The sequence below is a fragment of the Sphingopyxis sp. EG6 genome, from assembly GCF_003609815.1.
Taxonomy (GTDB): domain Bacteria; phylum Pseudomonadota; class Alphaproteobacteria; order Sphingomonadales; family Sphingomonadaceae; genus Sphingopyxis.
Genome location: NZ_AP017603.1, coordinates 2,476,774 through 2,496,938 on the forward strand (window position 1 = coordinate 2,476,774; position 20,165 = coordinate 2,496,938).

At 63.8% G+C, this 20,165-nt stretch carries 12 protein-coding genes and 1 tRNA gene; 6 read left to right on the forward strand and 7 right to left on the reverse strand.

The window, feature by feature from the left end; genetic code table 11:
- Positions 1-26: 26 nt before the first annotated feature.
- From SPYCW_RS12030 to SPYCW_RS12040, 3 genes are all read right to left on the reverse strand, one after another.
- On the reverse strand, positions 27-4,322 hold the full coding sequence (locus SPYCW_RS12030; protein WP_062900456.1) for a strawberry notch family protein: 4,296 nt from the start codon (positions 4,320-4,322) through the stop codon (positions 27-29).
- A gap of 138 nt (positions 4,323-4,460) precedes the next feature.
- On the reverse strand, positions 4,461-6,479 hold the full coding sequence (locus tag SPYCW_RS12035) for a ParB/RepB/Spo0J family partition protein (protein WP_062900457.1): 2,019 nt from the start codon (positions 6,477-6,479) through the stop codon (positions 4,461-4,463).
- Positions 6,480-6,511: 32 nt separating this feature from the next.
- The gene (locus SPYCW_RS12040) at positions 6,512-7,429 is read right to left on the reverse strand and encodes a DUF7146 domain-containing protein (RefSeq protein WP_062902944.1); all 918 of its coding nucleotides are present in this window, start codon (positions 7,427-7,429) and stop codon (positions 6,512-6,514) included.
- Positions 7,430-7,649: 220 nt separating this feature from the next.
- Between SPYCW_RS12040 and SPYCW_RS12045 the strand changes: the two genes are divergently transcribed.
- A complete protein-coding gene (locus SPYCW_RS12045) occupies positions 7,650-7,850 on the forward strand; it encodes a helix-turn-helix domain-containing protein (RefSeq protein WP_062900458.1) in 201 nt (66 codons plus the stop codon).
- Between the two features lie 115 nt (positions 7,851-7,965).
- Here SPYCW_RS12045 and SPYCW_RS12050 read toward each other — a convergent pair whose 3' ends face one another.
- The 4 genes from SPYCW_RS12050 to SPYCW_RS12065 form a co-directional block, all read right to left on the reverse strand.
- A complete protein-coding gene (locus SPYCW_RS12050; RefSeq protein WP_062900459.1) occupies positions 7,966-8,556 on the reverse strand; it encodes a mobile mystery protein B in 591 nt (196 codons plus the stop codon).
- Positions 8,553-9,017: a mobile mystery protein A gene (locus SPYCW_RS12055; protein ID WP_062900460.1), complete on the reverse strand. Its 465-nt coding sequence runs from the start codon at positions 9,015-9,017 to the stop codon at positions 8,553-8,555. The genes SPYCW_RS12050 and SPYCW_RS12055 overlap by 4 nt, the downstream gene beginning before the upstream one ends.
- 135 nt (positions 9,018-9,152) lie before the next feature.
- Complete coding sequence (locus SPYCW_RS12060) at positions 9,153-10,388, reverse strand: tyrosine-type recombinase/integrase (protein ID WP_062900461.1); 1,236 nt, start codon at positions 10,386-10,388, stop codon at positions 9,153-9,155.
- 172 nt (positions 10,389-10,560) lie between these two features.
- Positions 10,561-10,647 (reverse strand) — tRNA-Leu (locus SPYCW_RS12065).
- A 203-nt stretch (positions 10,648-10,850) separates the two neighbouring features.
- Between SPYCW_RS12065 and SPYCW_RS12070 the strand changes: the two genes are divergently transcribed.
- The 5 genes from SPYCW_RS12070 to gltB all read left to right on the forward strand — a co-directional run bounded on the left by SPYCW_RS12070 (position 10,851) and on the right by gltB (position 20,081).
- A complete protein-coding gene (locus SPYCW_RS12070; RefSeq protein WP_120216965.1) occupies positions 10,851-11,789 on the forward strand; it encodes a complex I NDUFA9 subunit family protein in 939 nt (312 codons plus the stop codon).
- 75 nt (positions 11,790-11,864) lie between these two features.
- The gene (locus tag SPYCW_RS12075) at positions 11,865-12,665 is read left to right on the forward strand and encodes an undecaprenyl-diphosphate phosphatase (RefSeq protein ID WP_120216966.1); all 801 of its coding nucleotides are present in this window, start codon (positions 11,865-11,867) and stop codon (positions 12,663-12,665) included.
- Positions 12,666-12,822: 157 nt separating this feature from the next.
- On the forward strand, positions 12,823-14,265 hold the full coding sequence (locus SPYCW_RS12080; RefSeq protein WP_120216967.1) for an NAD(P)-dependent oxidoreductase: 1,443 nt from the start codon (positions 12,823-12,825) through the stop codon (positions 14,263-14,265).
- 23 nt (positions 14,266-14,288) lie between these two features.
- On the forward strand, positions 14,289-15,440 hold the full coding sequence (locus SPYCW_RS12085; protein WP_232014694.1) for a DUF2059 domain-containing protein: 1,152 nt from the start codon (positions 14,289-14,291) through the stop codon (positions 15,438-15,440).
- Positions 15,441-15,551: 111 nt separating this feature from the next.
- Positions 15,552-20,081 carry a glutamate synthase large subunit gene (gene gltB, locus SPYCW_RS12090; RefSeq protein WP_120216968.1) on the forward strand — a complete coding sequence of 1,510 codons (4,530 nt, stop codon included), beginning with the start codon at positions 15,552-15,554 and terminating at the stop codon, positions 20,079-20,081.
- The last annotated feature ends 84 nt before the right edge of the window (positions 20,082-20,165 follow it).

Below are 20,165 nucleotides of genomic sequence, written 5' to 3' on the forward strand. Positions count from 1 at the left end.
CATGGCCCCCTTCGTGGATTCGGGATTCACTGCGGCCGCTCGGCGATGATCGCGGCGAGGACCTCGTCGGCCTTCTCGACAGGCAGGAAGAGCCGCGTCTTGTACTGGATCACCTCGCTGAACAGACCGCGCGCCTTCAGCCATTCGCGGTCCTGTGGCTGGAAATCCCGGACCTCGAAGCGCCGGCTACTGTTCACCATCGTGGAAACGAGGCGCGCGCCATGGAGGCCCGGGATCAGTGCGCCATCGCCGCCACGCGCCGCCTCGATCAGTTCATCGGGCGTGAGTTTGATCGAGGACTCAAGACCGAAGGCGGACTCCAGTTTCTCGAGCGCGGTGGGCATCACGATGCGTCCGAGGATGGACGTTCCCGCCGCGTCATCGATCCGCCAGACGCGGACATCGTCTTGCGGCAGCTTGTTCCAGACGGGCAAAAGGAGGCCGGTCGCGACGCTGATCGTGTCAATATCGACCTTATCGAGCGCTTCGGACACCTCTGCTTCCCAGAAGCTTTTGAAGCTATCGTGATCGACCTCTTTCCAGAAGGTGTGCCAAAGTTCGGCGAGTTGGATACGATTGGAACCCGTCGGCCGGACAAGCTCCAGCATCTTGACGGGGCGCCCCTCGTCGTCGGTGATCGACCAGGATGGAACGCAAACGGCGACGCGCCCCGAACGGCTGTTCCGCAGATATCGCACGTCGTCGGAGCTTCCCCAGATCTTGTCGAGGCGCGTCCATCCGGTGACGTGCGGCTTCAGATGAAGCTCGAGGCGGAGCAAACGCGTTTCGGCGCCGGATACCGGGTCTTTCCTGAGCACGCGCTCCGAGATCTGAACGATACGCTCGGCCCGGATCGCTTCGACGCCGAGGTCGAGCGTTCCGGCTTCGCGCGCTGCGTCGACGCGGGCCTGTATGAGCCCCATATATTCCTCGAAAACCGCGTTCTGGGTCGCGATCCTGAGCGCGAGGATGCGGTTGAGCCAGCGCTGGATCGGCGGCAGCTTGTCGAGCAAGGTGCCATGCTCATCGACAAGCTTCAGGCCTGTGATGATCTGGAATTTCTCGAGGCTGACGCTCGCGAGCTTGCCGGCGTGGAGGAGGTGATACCACTGGGTCAGGGCCTCGCGGGCATAGCTGCTTTCGAGATTATCGGCGGGATCGAACAGGTTCTGGCCGCCTGTCTGGCGTTGGCCGCGCGTGAGCGCGCCCAGCGTGTCGAGACGGCGCGCGATCGTGCTGATAAAGCGGCGTTCACCCTTGCAGTTGGTCGTGACCGGGCGGAACACCGGCGGCATGGATTGGTAGGTGCGGTGGGTGCGACCGAGGCCCTGGATCGCGATGTCGGCGCGCCATCCGGGTTCGAGCAGGAAGTGGATGCGCCGCTTGCGCGCGGTCGGGCAGTCCAGGTCAGCGTGGTAGGACCGCCCCGTGCCACCCGCCTCGGAAAAGACGAGGATGGGCTTTCGCCCCGACATGAAGTTGTCGGTCTCGGCGATGTTGGAACTGGACGTGCGACGCTCGACCTTCTGCCGGCCCTGCCCATCAACGACAATCCGCCGCGTGCGCCCCGTGACCTCGGAAACCATGTCGGTGCCGAAATGTACGATGAGAAAGTCGAGCGCAGCCGGAACAGGCGGCATCGAGCAGAGCCGCTCGATCAAATCGTCGCGCGCGGCGACCGCTTCCTGGCACAGGACACCGTTGCCGTCGTCATCGAGCATTGGCTCGGAGCGCATTGACCCATCGGTCGCGCGAAAGGCGCGCATTTGCCGGGTTGGGAAGGCGGTCTTCAGATAATCGACCATGGTGTCGAGTGGGGAGACATCGATCGAGAGGTTCGCCCGTTCTTCGGGTGACAGGTCAGCCAGGCGGCGGTCGAGTATTGCCTCGGCGGTACTGGTGAGCTGAACGACGGCGACATGGCCCGCGGCGAGTTCATCCTCGATCGCGCGAACGAGCGTCGGCATCTTCATCGCGATCAGGACCTGCGAGAAGAACCGCTGCTTCGCGCTTTCGAACCGGCTCAGCGCCGATCCCTTGGCCTGGGCGTTCATCGTCTGCCCCGAAATGCGGTCGACGATGTTCGACGCCTTCAGAACCTCGTCGAGGTTCTGGTGAATGATCGCCCATGCATCGGCATAGGCGTCGTAGATGTCGATCTGGTCCGGCGTGAGCTGATGCTCGAGCGGGTCATATTCGACGCCGGCGAAACTGAGCGCCCGGGCGGTGTAGAGACCCATGGACTTGAGATCGCGGGCGACGATTTCCATCGCGGCGATGCCGCCGTCGGTCATCGCGGCGAGAAAGCCGTCGCGATTGGCAAACGCCGTACCGGGACCCCAGAGCCCGAGCCGCGACGCGTAACTCAAATTTTCGGGCTTGGTGGCGCCGGTCGCCGATTCATAGACAACGCGGGCGCGCGGCAGCGCATTTTGCAGGCGGACCCCGGCGAGGCCCTGCTCGGATCCCTTGGCTTGCCGGTACTCGTCCTTGGTCCCGGCGGCGTTGCCCATCGAATGGGATTCATCGAAGAGGATCACGCCTTCGAACCCGGCGCCCGTCCACTCGAGAATCTGCTGCAGGCGCGAGCATTGGTCGTGGCGCTGGGACCGGAGCGTCGCATAGGTGAGGAAGAGGATGCCACTCGCCATGCCGATCGGCTGACCAAGCGGAAAGGCGTCGAGCGGCTGGACGTCGATTGGAAGCCCGCCGAGCGCGCTCCAGTCGCGCCGGGCATCTTCGAGGAGCGTCGCGCCCTTCGAGATCCACATGGCGCGCTGATTGCCGCAGTTCCATTGGTCCCGGATAATTGCGGCGCCTTCACGGCCCTTGCCGACGCCCGTCCCGTCCCCGATGAAGAAGCCCATGCGATAGGGGCGGCCTTCGGGGTCCTCGATCAGCAAGTCGCCTGCCGTGTTGGTGACGAACCGGCCCGAGAGGTCGCGCGAGAAGGCATCGCCTGCGTAAATGATCGCTTCGAGCTGGGCGTCTGACAGCGCCTCGCTTGCCCGCTTCTGGAAAAGCGGGCGATATTGGGGGATCGGGGGCAGAACCGACGCCATGGCGAGCGATTCCACGAGATCGTCGGGGTGGGGCTTCGCGCCTGGAATATCGATGCGGGCGAGCCGCCAAGGCGCATAGATACCGACCGGATCGCCGACAGGGAGCGGCGCGTCGCGGACCGAATAGGCGAGCGGCTGCGCTAGATCATCGGTCGCGGCGATCCGCGAGGGTGCGATGATCCTGGGGCCAGCGAGGCCGGAGAAGAGTGAGGACGACGAAGGCCTCAGCGCGGGACGCATCGGGATTACCGCCGGGGACGCCGGGGGCGGTTCGTCGGATGGGTCAAGCCGCGCCGGAGCCGCGAGCACGATGGGCAGCGCCGCCGCGATGGTGTCGACCGTGTGGCGCTCGGTTTGGCCGATCCAGCCCTTGTCGAAGACGATCAGGCGGACGGCGACGCTGGTGCCATGCTTCGCATAGGGACGGCCGAGAATCGTGATCTCGACGCGCGGGCGGGCAATTTCGGCGACGGAGACATAGCCGCTCGCGCCGCTCGCATCGTGCGCGAAGGTCGGCGACATGATCGCGACGCAGCGTCCGCCCTCGGCAAGACGCAGCAGCGCGGAGCGAAGATGGCGCGCTCCGGCATGGCGATCTTGGCCGCGCCCCTCGCTGCGGCTGAAGGGCGGGTTGATCAGGACAATTGTCGGCCGAACATCCGTCGGCAGCCGGTCGTTGATGAACTCGGCGTCATGGGTCGTGACTGGGCGGCCCGTCACGAGGGAAAGCAGCGCCGCCCGGCAGGGATCGCGCTCGTTGAGCGAAGCGCTCGCGCCCGCGGCGATCGCGCGCGCCGCAAGCATGCCGGTACCTGCCGACGGTTCGAGCACATGATCGCCAGCAGTGACCGCCGCCGCTCGGGCCGCGAGCCAGGACAGCGCCGCCGGCGTGCTGAACTGCTGCATATCGACCTGGTGCTCGCTGCGATAGGTCTGGGTCGGCAGCGCCTTCTCGAACGCGAGGATATCCGCGAATTCGTCTTCGGGCCCCCAGTCCGGGTTCGGGTCATCATCGGGCACGAGCGTGTCCGATGCCTGCGCGGCTTCGAGCGCGTCATAGGCATCGCGCATCGACCAGCGCCCGTCGGCATCGGAGCCGCGGAACGCTTCCACCATCAGGCGCTTGAGCAGCGAGCGGGTCACGGATTGCGGATCGGCGAGCCGGTCGCGCAGTGCGCGGGCGACGCCATAAAGGCGTTCGGCTTTTTCCCGGGCCTCGGTGCCCGGGGTTTCAGCGAGCTTCAGAAGCGGAAGGGTCATGGCAATTCTCCTGAAGAGGTTCGGGAGCAACACGCCCCCGCTGCCATCGCCCCTCCCCCTCTCCTCCCGACTGGAATGGGGGCATAAGAAAAGGGGCCGCGGCGCAGGACCGCGACCCCATAAAATCGAAGAGCGAGATTAGGCCGCGTCGGAGAGCGGCTCGTCCTCGTGGGTATCATCGGCGGGATCGCCCGCCGCCTCGGGTTCGACGGTGCCGCTCGTTTCGTCTTCGCCATCATCGTTCACCGGCTCGGCGACCGGATGCTCGAAGCGCATGGCGTCAGGCAGCCAGGCAAGCGCCTTTTCCTTGACGTCCGCCTCGACGATGATGTTCCCGGCGAAGAGCTGTTCAGCCGAAGAGGCGAGCAGGTTCTTCTTCGACGCCCCGTAGCGCTGGCTGAGCTCGCTGCCGCCGATCTCCTGAAAGAGGTCGATGATGGAGCTCTTGGTGAGCCGCTTGAAATAATTCTTCGCGGTCGGGCGCCACCAGGCGGCGACATCGATCTTGAGCTTGCGACCGAGATGATCGACGAAACCGCTGGCGGAATCTTTCATGGGCACCGCATGGATCGTCCGGGCGATCGCCCAAGCGAGCCAAGCCGCACGCGCTTCTTCGCCGAGCGCGCAGAAGGCATCGTAGCGCCCGGCGACGCCGATGTTCGGCTGGACCCAGCTTCGATCGAGCCCCTCTTCGAGCTTGGCCCATTCGTCAGCCGCGAGCGATCCGCTTTCGAAGCCAATGACACGCGACGGCGCGGCATCGGCGCGAAGGTCGCTGGCGAGATCGGAAGCGTAGCGCCGTAAAGCCGCATCGACCATCACGAAGGTTCCGAGATCGAGCGCAAAGCGGGGATCGCTTGCGACATGGACACGAAGCAGTTCCGCCTTCATCGTTGCGAGCTCGTCGATGAGTCGTTGGCTCATTGCCGGTTTCGCCGAGACAGAGCCGTCGGTCTCGGCGTCGCTATCATCGTCGCCATCGATGTCTTCGTCGGCCTCGGTCGGCACCATGTAGGCCTGATGGTGCACACGCGGCTGGCCATCTTCGCCGATGACGAGGAAGGCAAGTGCCGCGGCCTTTTGGTCGTCGGTCAAGACCGCCGGTCGATTCTGGATGCCGCTCAGTTCGGATTCAAGTTCGCGATACCGCTGTTCCTCGTCCTCGGTGATGCCGTCATCACTCTCGTCGGCAGATTCGGCGATCATGTTCATCTCAGCTTCGATTTCGGCGCAGCGCGCTACCTCCTCTGCGGTCGGTTCAGGAATCTCGCCGCGGACCGGGCGGAGGCCGTCATAATCCGCGAACGAGATGCGCGTCATCGGGACCGCGCGAATTTCCGCGAAGCCCTCGCGCGCCCGGATCGCTTCGGCTTCCGCAGCCAGCTTCTCATCAGCGAGGCGGTCGAGGACGTCGCCATCGATCCAGTTCTCGGATGCACTGTCGGAAAAGAGGTCAGAGTCGATCCGCCCGCCCGCCTCGACATAGGCATCGCGGCCGACGAGCAGCGCTTTCGGGTCGCCGCCCCGGTAGCTGCCGGCGGCGAGCTCACGCCGGATGGTGTACGGGTCGTTGCGGTAATAGCTGTCGCGATATTGCTCGAAGACGCGGGATTGGCGAGCCGTATCCGAGGTGCTGCCATAGGCCTTTGCAATTTCGAGGGTGATTTCGCCCTTGCGCAGCGCATCGAAGATCGTCTCGTGGAGATCGGCGAGACGGACGCGGCCGAGCACGAAGCGCTCGGTTTTGCCGAAGCGCGCCGCGACCTGGGCCGCAGTCTTGTCCTCCTTCTCGATCATGTTCTTGAACGCCATGCACTCGTCCGCGGCGGTCATCGGGAGCTTGTTATTCTCGGCGTAGCTGAACTCGATGGCACGCTTCGCGTCCGGCATCACCATGACCGGAATCTTGAAGTCGTCCGGGAGCCGCCCCTTTTCGATCAGGACGTGCACGCGCTCGAGGCGCCGACCGCCGCCGAAGATGCTGTAGTGGTCCTTCTTGCGCTTGACTGCCGTACCAATCAAATTCTGGAGCACGAAGCCGGCCTCGCCGATCATCGCCTCCAGTTCTGCGTCGGCATCGGGATCGCTTTCGGTCCTGACGTTGAGCGGCGAAGGGACGCAGTTGCGCGCAGGCGCGTATACGATGGGAAATGACATAATCAGTCTCCTGGCGGCGGAAGCCCGACCATTCAGGCCGCTCGGCGCCGCCAGTCCCCCACTCCCTTCCCTCCTTGCCTGAGGACATCGTTCCAGTCGTTTCGGCCGTTCCATGGCCAGATCGTATCGATGCGTCGTCCGGGCACCGCGTGCGCCTTCACGGCGAGCGGCACGGCGAGGCGGCCGGCACGGTCGTTGTCGGGCAACAGGATGAGACGCGACACCGATTCTGGAATAGTAATTTGTGGGATGCGCTCATTGCCGAGTGCGGCCCAGACCGGGATGCCGAGGAGGATCATCGCCGAGATCGCTGTCTCGACGCCCTCGGCAATTCCGAGTGTATAAGCGGCCGGCGCGAGTCGAACCGCACCTGTGCGGGGGTGACCGAGCAATCTGCGAGGGTGCCGGAGGTCGCGCGCGCGTCGGCCCCTGCCATCAAGGAAGGTCCGTTGGACGGCCAACAATCCCGAGTCATCGGTTACCGCGGCGAGCATCGCCGGTCGAAACACGGCCAGTCGGCCCTTGCCGAGAGGCGTTCGGGGAGCGAACCGCAGGCAGTTAGGTGCAATATCGATCGACCTGTTCCGCAAATAGGTCTCCGCGATTGTCCAGTTTATTGGCCGACCAATGCCCCACAGGTCACGGGCACGCTGCTGTAGCCATTCTTTAGGGAGGGAGGATGGCGCCCCCCTGCCGTCACGTGCGTCGAGGGCGTTCAGACCGTCGCGGCGAAGCGCCCGGAGCACATCGGAAATATCGCAGCCGGCAAAGCATTTGAACAAAAGTCGTGTTTCGCCAATCCTGACCGACAGGCTCGGGGTTTTATCCTCATGAGCAGGGCAGCGGCACATGCCAGAATCGCCAGACCAAGTCCCGCCGAAGCGGCGCACAAGAACGGCCCCGGCGACTTCGAGTTCTGGCTTGCGAGACGTTGAAAACCCTGCAGGCATGGCAAGCCTCTTCATCAGGACGGATACGCAATAACCCCCTCTTTTCCTCCTCGCTCCGCTTGGCTGCGGCATTAGTCTGTGGCCCCGCGGCGCGGGAATGCCGCCGACCGGTAGCTACGTGCCCTCCTCCTTGTGAAAATCGTGCCGCCGACCATGCTTGAGCGGGCGAAAGCTGCGTTGGAACCGCGCGCAAAAATGTCTCGTTGCGAGGACATGAAAGATGCGGGATTCCGATGACACTCCGGTTGAGATCGTATTTATCGAGCCCCTTACGGTACGGATTTCCACTGCCGTCAAGCTCACCGGAATCAGTCGATCCAGGATTTACGAACTCATCGAGTCCGGCGACCTTGAAACCGTCAAGGTCGGCCGATCTACGCTGATCCCATATAAAAGTCTGAAAGCCCTAACCAGCGCATAATCGGTTGCGCCACCGCTCGAAAAGAGGGTCCCAAATTTTCGTTCCCACCGTGTAGCTCGCGTCGGAGCAGCTATTGATCGCTTGGTCCATGCGGAGTCACATGCTGGCTATCTAGCTATGATCGTGCAAAGAGCAACAATGGCCCGATATCATGGCTATCGGCTACTTTAAGTGCGGCAACATAAGCTGCTCTCGTTTCGCTGGCATTGACCAGGCCAACGCTTCCCCATGTAAACGGTGTACATCCGAGTTGGACCGCCAGCATGTCGCCGACCATACGCGAAAAACGGCCATTGCCGTTCGGGAAAGGATGGATGGCAACGAGCCGGTGGCTGAATCGGACGGCAATTTCATCGGGTGGGTAGGTTCCATGCTCGACCCAATATCGCGTGTCGTCGATCAGTTGACGAAGGTCCATGGGGATTCTGTAAGCATCGACGCCAATGTTGCGCGGCGTGGTGCGATACTGCCCGGCCCAACGCCACACGTCTCCGAACATGCGTTTGTGAAGCTGGTTCATGAAATCCTGATCGAGAATATCCCGCTTCCGGCTCATCACCCATCGTAAAGCTTGCCTGATATTGATCTGTTCGGCTTCATTCAGCTCATGCCGCATGGTGATATAGGACGGGATGAGTTGTTCGCGCTCCTCGGCGGTCAGCGGCGTGTTGGCGTCGTCGTCATCGTTAAACAGCTTATCTGTCATTCATCATCCCACAGGCCGCGCAAGGAGCCGGATAGAATGAGTTCGATCATGCGCCGCTGTTCTTCGTCGAGATCGGCTTTGAGCAGGGCCTGATTTTCCAGCCGCATGGTATGGTCCAGCCGCGCAATATCCTTGCTCGCTTTCTGCTTCGCGCGGTCGCGCAGGATATCATCAAGCGGCTTCGTCGGTACGAAGGCATAAACGAAAGTGCAGTTCATTGCCTCAGCCGCCTGACGCAGCGTCTTAATCGTGGTGGATCCGCTGACTTCGGCCTTCTCAATCACGGGAATGCGCGAAATCGATGTTCCCATACGAGCGGCAAGCTGGCGGACCGTCATGCCCAGAGCTTCGCGTATTGCCTTTATCCAGCCTCTTGGGGGCACGGCAAAAGACGTTTCGCGCAAGGGCGCGAAACGTCTTTCGAGTTGCTTGCGGGCAAGGGCGGCCTGATCTTCGTTCATATATATATGTCCTGATGAGCCTAAGATGTATATATAAATATGAACATATCAAGATATTTTGATCGTAAATTTATGATCGTTACCTCATAAAATATACATAAATATATGAACGTACTACCGCAAAACCTGAGCGCGCTAGGCAGTCATTCGGCCGCCCCTCTGAAAAGATGGCCGCACAATCTGTGCGCCATCGCGGAGCTGGTCGAGATAGTCCGACCAGTGCTGCATCATGCGCACACGCTCATCCCAATATTCGCCGCGCGTGTAGATTCGCCGCGTCGCGTTTGCATCCAGATGCGCGAGCTGCCTCTCGATCGCATCGGGATGCCACATGCCCATCTGGTTGAGAAGAGTCGCGGCTGTCGAACGGAAGCCATGCGCCGTCATCTCCTCGCGGCTATAGCCGAGACGCCGAAGGGCCGCGCTCACCGTATTCTCGGACATGCACCGCCGGGAAGTTCGAAATGAGGGGAACAGAAATTGCCCATGGCCCGTGAGGCCGTGCAGCGCTTCAAGCATTTCGAGAACCTGCCTGGACAGCGGGACACAATGCTGACGGCGCATTTTCATCTTGTCGGCCGGGATCGTCCACACCGCGTCCTCGACATCGATCTCCGTCCATTCCGCCTGTCGCAGTTCGCCCGGCCTCACGAAGACATGCGGCGTCAGTCGCAGCGCAATTGCCGTGATTTCGTGACCAGCATATCCTTCGATAGCGCGCAGGAGCGCCCCTGTTTCCTTGCGGGTCGTGATCGCGGCGTGGTGCTTTACCTTCGGAGCCGTGAGCGCGCCGCGCAAGTCAGCCGCAAGATCACGGTCCGCCCTTGCGGTGGCGATCGCGTATCGGAAGACCCTGCTGATCACGCTGCGCATCCGACGCGCACTTTCATACCGTCCATTGGCCTCGACCTTACGGAGTACGGCCAGAACCTCCTGGGGCGTGATTTTCGAGATCGGACGGCTGCCGATCAGTGGATTGGCGATATCGAGGAGCCAGCGAATTTTGCGAAGCGTGACGGCCGCGCGCTCTTCCCGTTCGTTTTTCGCCAGCCATTCCTCTGCGATCGTCTTGAACGTGTTGTCCTCGGCGATCTTTCGGGTGATCCGTTCGACCTTCTTTTCCGCGGCCGGATCGAGCCCTGCAAGAAGCAGCTTTCGCGCTGCGTCGCGCAGTTCCCGAGCGGAAGCAATTCCAATATCAGGCCACGAACCGAAGTAGAGAGTCTTTTGTCGGCCCAGGTGACGATAGTTCATTCGCCAGACCTTTGCTCCGCTCGGTCTGACCACGAGATATAGGGCATCGCTATCGGCCATTTTATAGGCCTTTTCTGCGGGCTTGGCGTTCGAAATCTGGATGTGGGTAAGCGTCATGATGGTTTCACCTGCAAGAGGCTGACCGGAACCATCAAAAACACCATCAAAGCTGATGGTACGCTGATGGTTCCGGCTGGATCAGCCTGGATTCCATTCAGCGATTCTCATCGAAAAACGGTGGAAAACCAGCCGCTTGCTGGACGTTCCCGGACGTTGCCGGAAAGGTCACTGGTGCCCAGAAGAGGACTCGAACCTCCACGACCTTGCGATCGCCAGCACCTGAAGCTGGTGCGTCTACCAATTCCGCCATCTGGGCACGGGGTAGGAGCGGGCGCTTAGCGGCGGGGCTGGCGGCTTGTCAACTGCGCTGCGCGGGTCGCGGCACATTTTATCGCAAAGCTGCCGGTTTCGCGCGATCTGGCTGTCGTCGCCCCTTGCCCCCTCCCCCGCTTCGCGGCATGGGGATGCCGTCGGGCGCGCGCGGCGCCTCCCTTAAAGAATCGATCACAGGCGGATCCCATGCAGAAATTCGACGGGCAATTGATCACGGTGCTGGGCGGCGGCGGCTTTGTCGGCCGCTATGTCGTACAGCGGCTGCTCGCGCGCGGCGCGCGCGTCCGCGTCGCGCAGCGCACCCCGCGCGCCGCGACGTATCTCAAGCCACTGGGCGGGCTGGGCCAGACGCAGTTCGTCGCCGCTGACGTCCGCGATCCCGCCAGCATCGCGCGCGCGGTACAGGGCAGCGACGCGGTGATCAACCTGGTCGGCGCCTTTGCCGACATGCAGGCGGTGCAGGCCGACGGGGCGCGGCATGTCGCCGCCGCCGCGAAAGCCGCCGGGGTCCGCGCGCTGGTCCATGTGTCGGCGATCGGCGCCGACCGCGAAAGCCCGTCGGCCTATGGCCGCAGCAAAGGCGACGGGGAAGCCGCGGTGCGTGCCGCCTTCCCGGTCGCGACGATCCTGCGCCCCTCGATCGTCTTTGGCCGCGAGGACCAGTTCATCAATCGCTTTGCCGCGATGATCCGCATGTCGCCGGTGATCCCCGTCGTGGCACCGCACGCCAAATTCCAGCCGGTCTATGTCGGCGATGTCGCCGATGCGGTCGTCGCTGCGCTCGATGGCGCGGCAGCCGGCCAGACCTTTGAGTTGGGCGGGCCGCAGGTGCTGACGATGGGCGAATTGCAACGCTGGATCGCCGATGCGACCGGCCGGGCGCCGCTGTTCGTCGACGTGCCCGATGTCGTCGCCGGAGCGCTCGCGTCGGGATTCGGCTGGGCACCCGGCGCGCCGATCACCAAGGATCAGTGGCTGATGCTGCAGACAGACAACGTCGTTGCGCCGGGGACGGCGGGGCTGGCGGAGCTTGGCGTCCAGTCGACCTCGCTGGCTGCGGTTGCCGACGACTGGCTGGTGCAATATCGCCGCAACGGCCGCTTTGCGGTCCAGAAGCCCGCTTAAGATCCACGCCTCAGGCCACGGCCTGCCCCCGCCCGATCGCCTTGGTCGCTGGGGTGAACAACCCCAGGACATTTCATGCACGACCTTGCGACCATCATCCTGCTCGGCATCATCGAAGGGCTGACCGAATTTTTGCCGGTGTCGTCGACCGGCCACCTGATCCTGGGCGCCGAACTGCTCGGCTTTACCGGCGAGGGATCGGCGGCGTTCAAGATTTCGATCCAGCTCGGCGCGATCCTCGCGGTGCTCGTCGCCTATCGCCAGCGCTTCTGGAATGTCGGCATGGGATTGCTGCGACAGGATCGCGACTCCATCCTGTTTACGCGCAATATCCTGATCGGCTTTCTGCCCGCAATGCTGATCGGCGCGGTCGCCTATGAGGCGATCCGCGCGCTGCTCCAGTCGCCAACGACGGTCGCCGTCGCGCTGATCGTCGGCGGCGTCGTGATCCTAGCGATCGAGCGCATGGTCAAGGTGGTGAAGGTCGAAAGCGTCGAGGCGATGCCGCTCGGGACCGCGATCGCGATCGGCGCGATCCAGTGCATCGCCATGATCCCCGGGGTCAGCCGGTCGGGCGCAACCATCATGGGGGCGCTGCTGATGGGGGTCGAACGCAAGACTGCCGCCGAGTTCAGCTTCTTCCTCGCCGTTCCGACGATGCTGGGCGCAACCGTCTACTCGCTGTGGAAGGACCGCGACGTGCTGGTCCTCGACGATCTGACCGCGATCGCGATCGGACTGGGTGTCGCCTTTGTCGTCGCGCTGGCGGTGGTCAAGGCGCTGGTGGCCATCGTCGGCCGCTTCGGTTTCGCGCCCTTTGCCTGGTATCGAATCGCGCTGGGCAGTGTTGCGTTGATCTGGCTTGCCCTTCGATAGGACCGATTTGGTACCATTTGCGAAACAAAATTGCGCCGCCTGCGTCGGCGCTCAAAAGAGGTGCGATTTTAGGTCAGTTTTGCTTCCCTAACTGCGATTTCCTTCGTGACAGCGCCGATCCCGCCATGCATCTGCCCCGCTCAGAAGGGGAATTTGCATGGCTGCCGATCGCATGCTCCGGTTTGTGGAGCGTGAACAATCCTATCCCGACAAAAGGTCCGCCGAGGATCGTGCGCAGGATTTCCGCGAAATCGCCGAGCGCTATGCGGCGCCCGACGCCGACGCGCAGGCGGCGCGCTGTTCGCAGTGCGGAGTCCCCTATTGCTCGGTGCATTGCCCGCTCCACAACCATATCCCCGACTGGCTGCGGCTGACGGCGGAAGGTCGGCTGCGCGAAGCTTATGAGCTCAGCAACGCGACCTCGACGATGCCCGAGATCTGCGGCCGCATCTGCCCGCAGGATCGCCTCTGCGAAGGCAATTGCGTCATCGAGTTTTCGGGCCATGGCGCGGTGACGATCGGCAGCGTCGAGAAATATATCACCGACACCGCCTGGGCCGAGGGCTGGGTCGAACCGCTGCACCCCGGCGCCGCAACCGGCCAGTCGGTCGGCATCATCGGTGCCGGTCCCGCAGGGCTGACGGCGGCGGAATATCTGCGCGCCCAAGGGCACGAGGTGCATGTCTATGACCGCCACGACCGCGCCGGCGGCCTTCTGACCTATGGCATCCCCGGCTTCAAGCTGGAAAAGGATGTCGTGATGCGGCGCATCGATCGGCTCGCCGAGGGCGGCATCCAATTTCATCTGGGTTTCGAGGTTGGCGCCGACGCCACGCTCGACCAGCTGCGCCAGAAACATGACGCGCTGCTGATCGCGACCGGCGTTTACAAGGCGCGCGAAATCCATGTGCCGGGCAACGAGGCCGAGGGTGTCGTTGCGGCGCTCGACTATCTGGTCGCGTCGAACCGCAAGGGCTTTGGCGATGCGGTGCCCGCCTTCGACGACGGGCGCCTCAACGCCGCGGGCAAGCATGTCGTCGTCATCGGCGGCGGCGACACCGCGATGGACTGCGTTCGCACCGCGGTGCGCCAGGGCGCGAAGTCGGTCAAATGCCTCTATCGCCGCGACCGCGAAAATATGCCGGGCTCGCTGCGCGAGGTATCGAATGCCGAGGAAGAAGGCGTCGAATTCGTGTGGCTGTCCGCCCCTGCCAGCTTCACTGCCGACAGCCGCGTGAAGGAAGTCGCCGTCGCGGGCATGCGCCTTGGCGCGCCCGACGCCAGCGGCCGCCGCAGCCCCGAGGCCGACCCCGGGCGCACGTTCGACGTACCCGCCGACATGGTGATCAAGGCGCTCGGCTTCGATCCCGAGGAACTGCCCAACCTGTTCGGCGCGCCCGACCTCAGCGTCACCCGCTGGGGTACGCTGCGCGTCGATCACCAGACGATGATGACCAGCCTGCCCGGCGTGTTCGCCGCGGGCGACATCGTTCGCGGCGCCAGCCTGGTGGTGTGGGGCATCCGCGACGGGCGCGATGTCAGCGACCAGATGGCAAAGTGGTTGAAGGCGAAGGCGAAAAGCGAAAAGAAGGCAGCATGACCAACAGGGGAAGGAAATTCATGATGTCGAAGTTCAAAGCCATGCTGCTCGCCGGGACGTTCGCACTCGCGCCGCTGACCGCCGCCGCGCAGGAAGCGCCGGTCGCCGAGGTTGTTGCCGCCGATGAGCAAGGCGACGCCAGCAGCGAAGCCTATGCCGCCGATGCCAAGGCAAAGATGCAGAAGGAAATGGATCAGGCGATCGCGCTGGTCGAAAAAATGTTCGACACCAGCAGCCTGCCGCCGATCGATCCGGCCCGGCTGACGCTGGCGCAGCAGACGATGGGGGCGCTGATCCCGGTCGGCAGCCTCGAAAAGATGATCGACAACATGTATGGCAAGATGCTCAAGACGGTCCTGGGCGAGCTCGGCGGCCAGTCCGACCTGATGCTGTCGATCAAGACCGGGGTCGAAAGCGAACAGATCGCGAAGCTCGACGAGCCGACCAGGGCGAAGATTGCCGACATCTTTGATCCGCATCGCAAGGAACGCGAAGACCAGATCATGCGAGTGCTGCGCCCGCTGATCAGCGAAGCGCTGGCCGACATGGAACGGCCGATGCGCGACGGCATGGCCAAAGCCTATGCCCGCAAGTTCAGCACGCCGCAGCTGGCCGACCTCAATACCTTCCTCGCGACACCCACGGGCAACATCTATGCCAGCGAATGGATGGCGTTGCAGGCCGATCCCGAAGTGATGGTCGCGGTAATGAAGGCGCTGCCGCCGCTGATCACCAAATTCATGGATCGCGGCCCGCAGATCGAGAAGGACATGAAGGAGCTGCCCAAGGAAAAGCAGCTGGCGGACTTCAGCGACAAGGAACTCGCGTCGCTGGCCAAGCTGATGAAGGTCGATGTGCAGGTGCTGAAAGACCAGCGCGACATGTGGAAGACAGAGGCGATGGAGGCGACCGAGGCAGCGGACGCGGTTGCCGCGTCGGCTGACGACTACGCCGTCGATGCCAACACCGATTATGCGGCCGAAGCTATCGCGGCCGCGAAGGCCGCCGAGGATGCGGCCGGTGCCGATGATCCGGCTTATGATCGTAGCAATTGGTCAGACGCCGATCTGAAGCGCGTTGAAGCCTTGGACGAAGCAGCGGATTCTGCGGTCGCCGCTGCGTCGGACGCGAAGTTCGAAGCGATAGAAAATGCGCGCAGGAAGCTGCCGGATTAATTGTCAGCCGTCATCCCGGCGAAGGCCGGGATCTCGCCGGTGCGTCACGATGCGAGGATGAGATCCCGGCCTCCGCCGGGATGACGGCAGGGATAGCATTAGGATTGAGACATGACCCACTACCCCACCCCCGATCACGCGCGGCTCGCAGCCGAAGGCATGTATCGTCCCGATCTGGAATCGGACGCCTGCGGCGTCGGCATGGTCGCGGCGACCGACGGCAAGCCGTCGCGCCGCGTCGTCGAGGCGGCGATCGAAGCCTTGCGGGCGGTCTGGCACCGCGGCGCGGTCGATGCCGACGGCAAGACCGGGGATGGGGCGGGCATTCATGTCGACCTGCCGGTGCGCTTCTTTGACGACGCGATCGCGGCGTCGGGGCACAAGGTGCGCCCGAACCGGCTGGCCGTCGGGATGGTGTTCCTGCCGCGCACCGACCTTGGCGCGCAGGAAGAATGCCGCACGATCGTCGAGGCCGAGATCATCGACGCGGGTTTCACCATCTATGGCTGGCGCCAGGTGCCGGTCGATGTGTCGGTGATCGGCGACAAGGCGCAGCGCACCCGCCCCGAAATCGAGCAGATCATGATCGCCGGACCGCTGCCCGACGAACAATCGCTCGCCGAGTTCGAAAAGCAGCTCTATCTCGTCCGCCGCCGGATCGAGAAAAAGGTGATCGCGGCGCAGATCGCCGACTTTTACGTGTGCAGCCTGTCGTGCCGTTCGATCATCTACAAGGGGCTGTTCCTCGCGGAGAGCCTCGCCGATTTCTATCCCGACCTGACGAGCAAGCTGTTCGAAAGCCGCGTCGCGATTTTCCACCAGCGCTATTCGACCAACACCTTCCCGCAATGGTGGCTGGCGCAGCCGTTCCGCTGCCTCGCGCACAATGGCGAAATCAACACGATCCGCGGCAACAAGAACTGGATGAAAAGCCACGAGATCAAGATGGCGAGCCTCGCCTTCGGCGAGCATTCGGAAGACATCAAGCCGGTGATCCCGGCGGGTGCATCGGACACCGCGGCGCTCGACGCGGTGTTCGAAACGCTGTGCCGCGCCGGCCGCGACGCGCCAACCGCGAAGCTGATCCTGGTCCCCGAGGCGTGGGTCAACGAGCCCGAGATGCCCGACGCGCACAAGGCAATGTACAATTATCTCGCCAGCGTCATGGAGCCGTGGGACGGACCCGCTGCGCTGGCGATGACCGATGGCCGCTGGGCGGTCGCGGGGATGGACCGCAACGCGCTCCGCCCGCTGCGCTACACGCTCACCGCCGACAATCTGCTCGTCGTCGGCTCCGAAAGCGGCATGGTGCTGCTGCCCGAGGCGAGCATCCGCAAGAAGGGCCGCCTCGGCCCGGGTCAGATGATCGCGGTCGATCTGGACGAAGGCACGCTGTACGAAGACCGCGCGATCAAGGACAAGATCGCGGGCGCCGCCGACTATGCCTCGCGCGTGCGCGGTTTCCGCACGATGGCCGACCTGCCAAAAGGCGGCAAGGCGAGCCTGCCCACATGGGACCGTCCCGAACTGCTCCGCCGCCAGGTCGCCGCAGGGCTCACCATGGAGGATATGGAGCTGATCCTCTCCCCGATGGTCGAGGATGCCAAGGAAGCCATCGGGTCGATGGGCGACGACACGCCGCTCGCGGTCATTTCGGACAAGCCGCGCCATGTCGCGCAATTTTTCCGCCAGAATTTCAGCCAGGTCACCAACCCGCCGATCGACAGCCTGCGCGAGCGGCATGTGATGAGCCTGAAGACGCGCTTTGCCAACCTCGCGAACATCCTCGACGAAAAAGGGCAAAGCGACCACGTCCTTGTGATCGATTCACCCGTCCTCGTCGGCGACGACTGGGATCGGCTGCGCGCCTATTTCGGCGATGCGGTCGCCGACATCGATTGTACTTTCGCGGCGGGCGGCGACGCGTCGACGCTGCGCGAAGCGATCGCCCGCGTCCGCCGCGAGGCCGAGGAAGCGGTGCGTGCAGGACGCAGCGAATTGTTCCTCAGCGACCAGAATATCGGCGAAGGACGCGTCGGCGTCGCGATGGTGCTCGCCGCCGCCGCGGTGCACACGCATCTCGTCCGCAAGGGGCTGCGCAGCTATGCGTCGATCAACGTGCGCTCGGCCGAAGTGCTCGACACGCACGCCTTTGCCGTGCTCGTCGGGGTCGGCGCGACGACCGTCCACGCCTATCTGGCCGAAGCTGCAATCGCCGACCGCCATGCGCGCGGGCTGTTCGGCAAGGAGCTGTCGCTGAACGACTGTCACCTGCGTTTCCGCAAGGCGATCGACGACGGGCTGCTCAAGATCCTCGCCAAGATGGGGATCGCGGTAATTTCCTCCTATCGCGGCGGCTATAATTTCGAAGCGGTGGGCCTCTCCCGCGCGCTGGTCAACGACCTCTTCCCCGGCATGCCCGCGAAGATTTCGGGCGAAGGCTATCAATCGCTCTTCATCAACGCGACCGAGAAGCATGAGGCCGCGTTCGACAAGCGCGTCACCACGCTGCCCATCGGCGGTTTCTACCGCCAGCGCGCGGGCGGCGAGACGCACGCTTATTCGGCGCAGCTGATGCATCTGCTGCAAACCGCGGTCGCCACCGACAGCTATTCGACCTATCTGCAATTTTCGCGCGGCGTCGCCGACCTGCCGCCCGTCTATCTGCGCGACCTGATGGAGTTCAACTATCCGGCGCAGGGCGTCGCGCTCGACAGCGTCGAGGCGATCACCGAAATCCGCAAGCGTTTCGTCACCCCCGGCATGTCGCTCGGCGCCTTGTCCCCCGAAGCGCACGAAACGCTAGCGATCGCGATGAACCGCATTGGCGCCAAGGCGGTGTCGGGCGAAGGCGGCGAAGCGAGCGAACGCTATCAGCCCTATGCCAATGGCGACAACGCCAACAGCAATATCAAGCAGATCGCATCGGGGCGCTTCGGCGTCACCGCCGAATATCTCGGCGCGTGCGACGAGATTGAGATCAAGGTCGCGCAGGGCGCCAAGCCTGGCGAGGGTGGTCAGCTGCCCGGCTTCAAGGTCACCGAATTCATTGCCCGGCTGCGCCATGCAACGCCCGGCGTGACGTTGATCAGTCCGCCGCCGCACCACGACATCTATTCGATCGAGGATCTCGCGCAGCTCATCTACGACCTCAAGCAGATCAACCCGAAGGCGCGCGTCTGCGTGAAGCTCGTCAGTTCGGCAGGCATCGGCACCGTCGCTGCGGGGGTCGCGAAAGCCCATGCGGACGTCATCCTCGTCGCGGGCAACACCGGCGGCACCGGCGCCTCGCCCCAGACGAGCGTCAAATATGCCGGCACGCCGTGGGAAATGGGGCTCAGCGAAGTCAACCAGGTGCTGACGCTCAACGGCCTGCGCCACCGCATCCGCCTCCGCACCGACGGCGGGCTCAAGACCGGTCGCGATATCGTGATCGCCGCCATTCTCGGCGCCGAGGAATATGGCATCGGGACGTTGAGCCTTGTCGCGATGGGCTGCATCATGGTGCGCCAGTGCCACAGCAACACTTGCCCGGTCGGCGTCTGCACGCAGGACGAAAAGCTGCGCGCCAAGTTCACGGGATCGCCGGAGAAGGTGATCAACCTGATGACCTTCATCGCCGAGGAAGTGCGCGAAATCCTGGCCAAGCTTGGGTGTCGCAGCCTCGACGAGGTGATCGGCCGCACCGAATTGCTGCGCCAGGTCAGCCGCGGCGCCGAACATCTCGATGATCTCGACCTGAACCCGATCCTCGCCAAGGTCGACGCGCCCGACGAGCAGCGCCGCTCGCAAGGGCCGAGCTTCCGCAACCCGGTACCCGACAGCCTCGACGCGCAGATTTTGAACGACGCGAAGCCCTTATTCGAGCGCGGCGAGCGGATGCAACTGACCTATAATGTCCGCAACACCCATCGCGCGGTCGGCACGCGCCTGTCGGCCGAAGTCACCGCGCGTTTCGGGATGAACGGGCTTGCTGACAATCATGTGCAGGTGCGCCTGCGCGGCACCGCGGGCCAGTCCTTGGGCGCCTTCCTGTGCAGCGGCATCACGCTCGAAGTCTTTGGCGACGCGAACGATTATGTCGGCAAGGGCTTGTCGGGCGGCCGCATCGTCGTACGCCCGACGGTATCGAGCCCGCTGGTCAGCCAGCACAACAGCATCGTCGGCAACACCCTCCTTTATGGCGCGACTTCGGGCACCCTGCTCGCGGCGGGTCAGGCGGGGGAACGCTTCGCGGTCCGCAATTCGGGCGCGAAAGTCGTCGTCGAGGGCTGCGGCGCCAACGGCTGCGAATATATGACCGGCGGCACCGCGGTGATCCTCGGCCCCGTGGGGTCGAACTTCGGCGCCGGGATGACCGGCGGCATGGCGTTCATCCTCGACACCGACGGCCGGTTCGAGAGCCGCGCCAACGACGAGTCGATCGTCTGGCAACGCATCGGCAGCGCGCATTGGGAGGCCGTGGTCCGCGAACTGGTCGAAGATCACGCGCAAGCCACCGGCAGCAAATGGTCCAGCGAAATCCTCGCCGACTGGGACCGCTGGAAGGGCCAGTTCTGGCAGGTCTGCCCGAAGGAGATGCTGTTGCGTCTCGCGTATCCGCTGAGTGATGCGGTCGCCGAGGTGGTTGCGGCGGAATAGTCGGCAAATCCTCCCTGTCGCGAAGCGATGGGGAGGGGGACCGTCGCCGTAGGCGATGGTGGAGGGGCAGCACCGGCAGCGCCA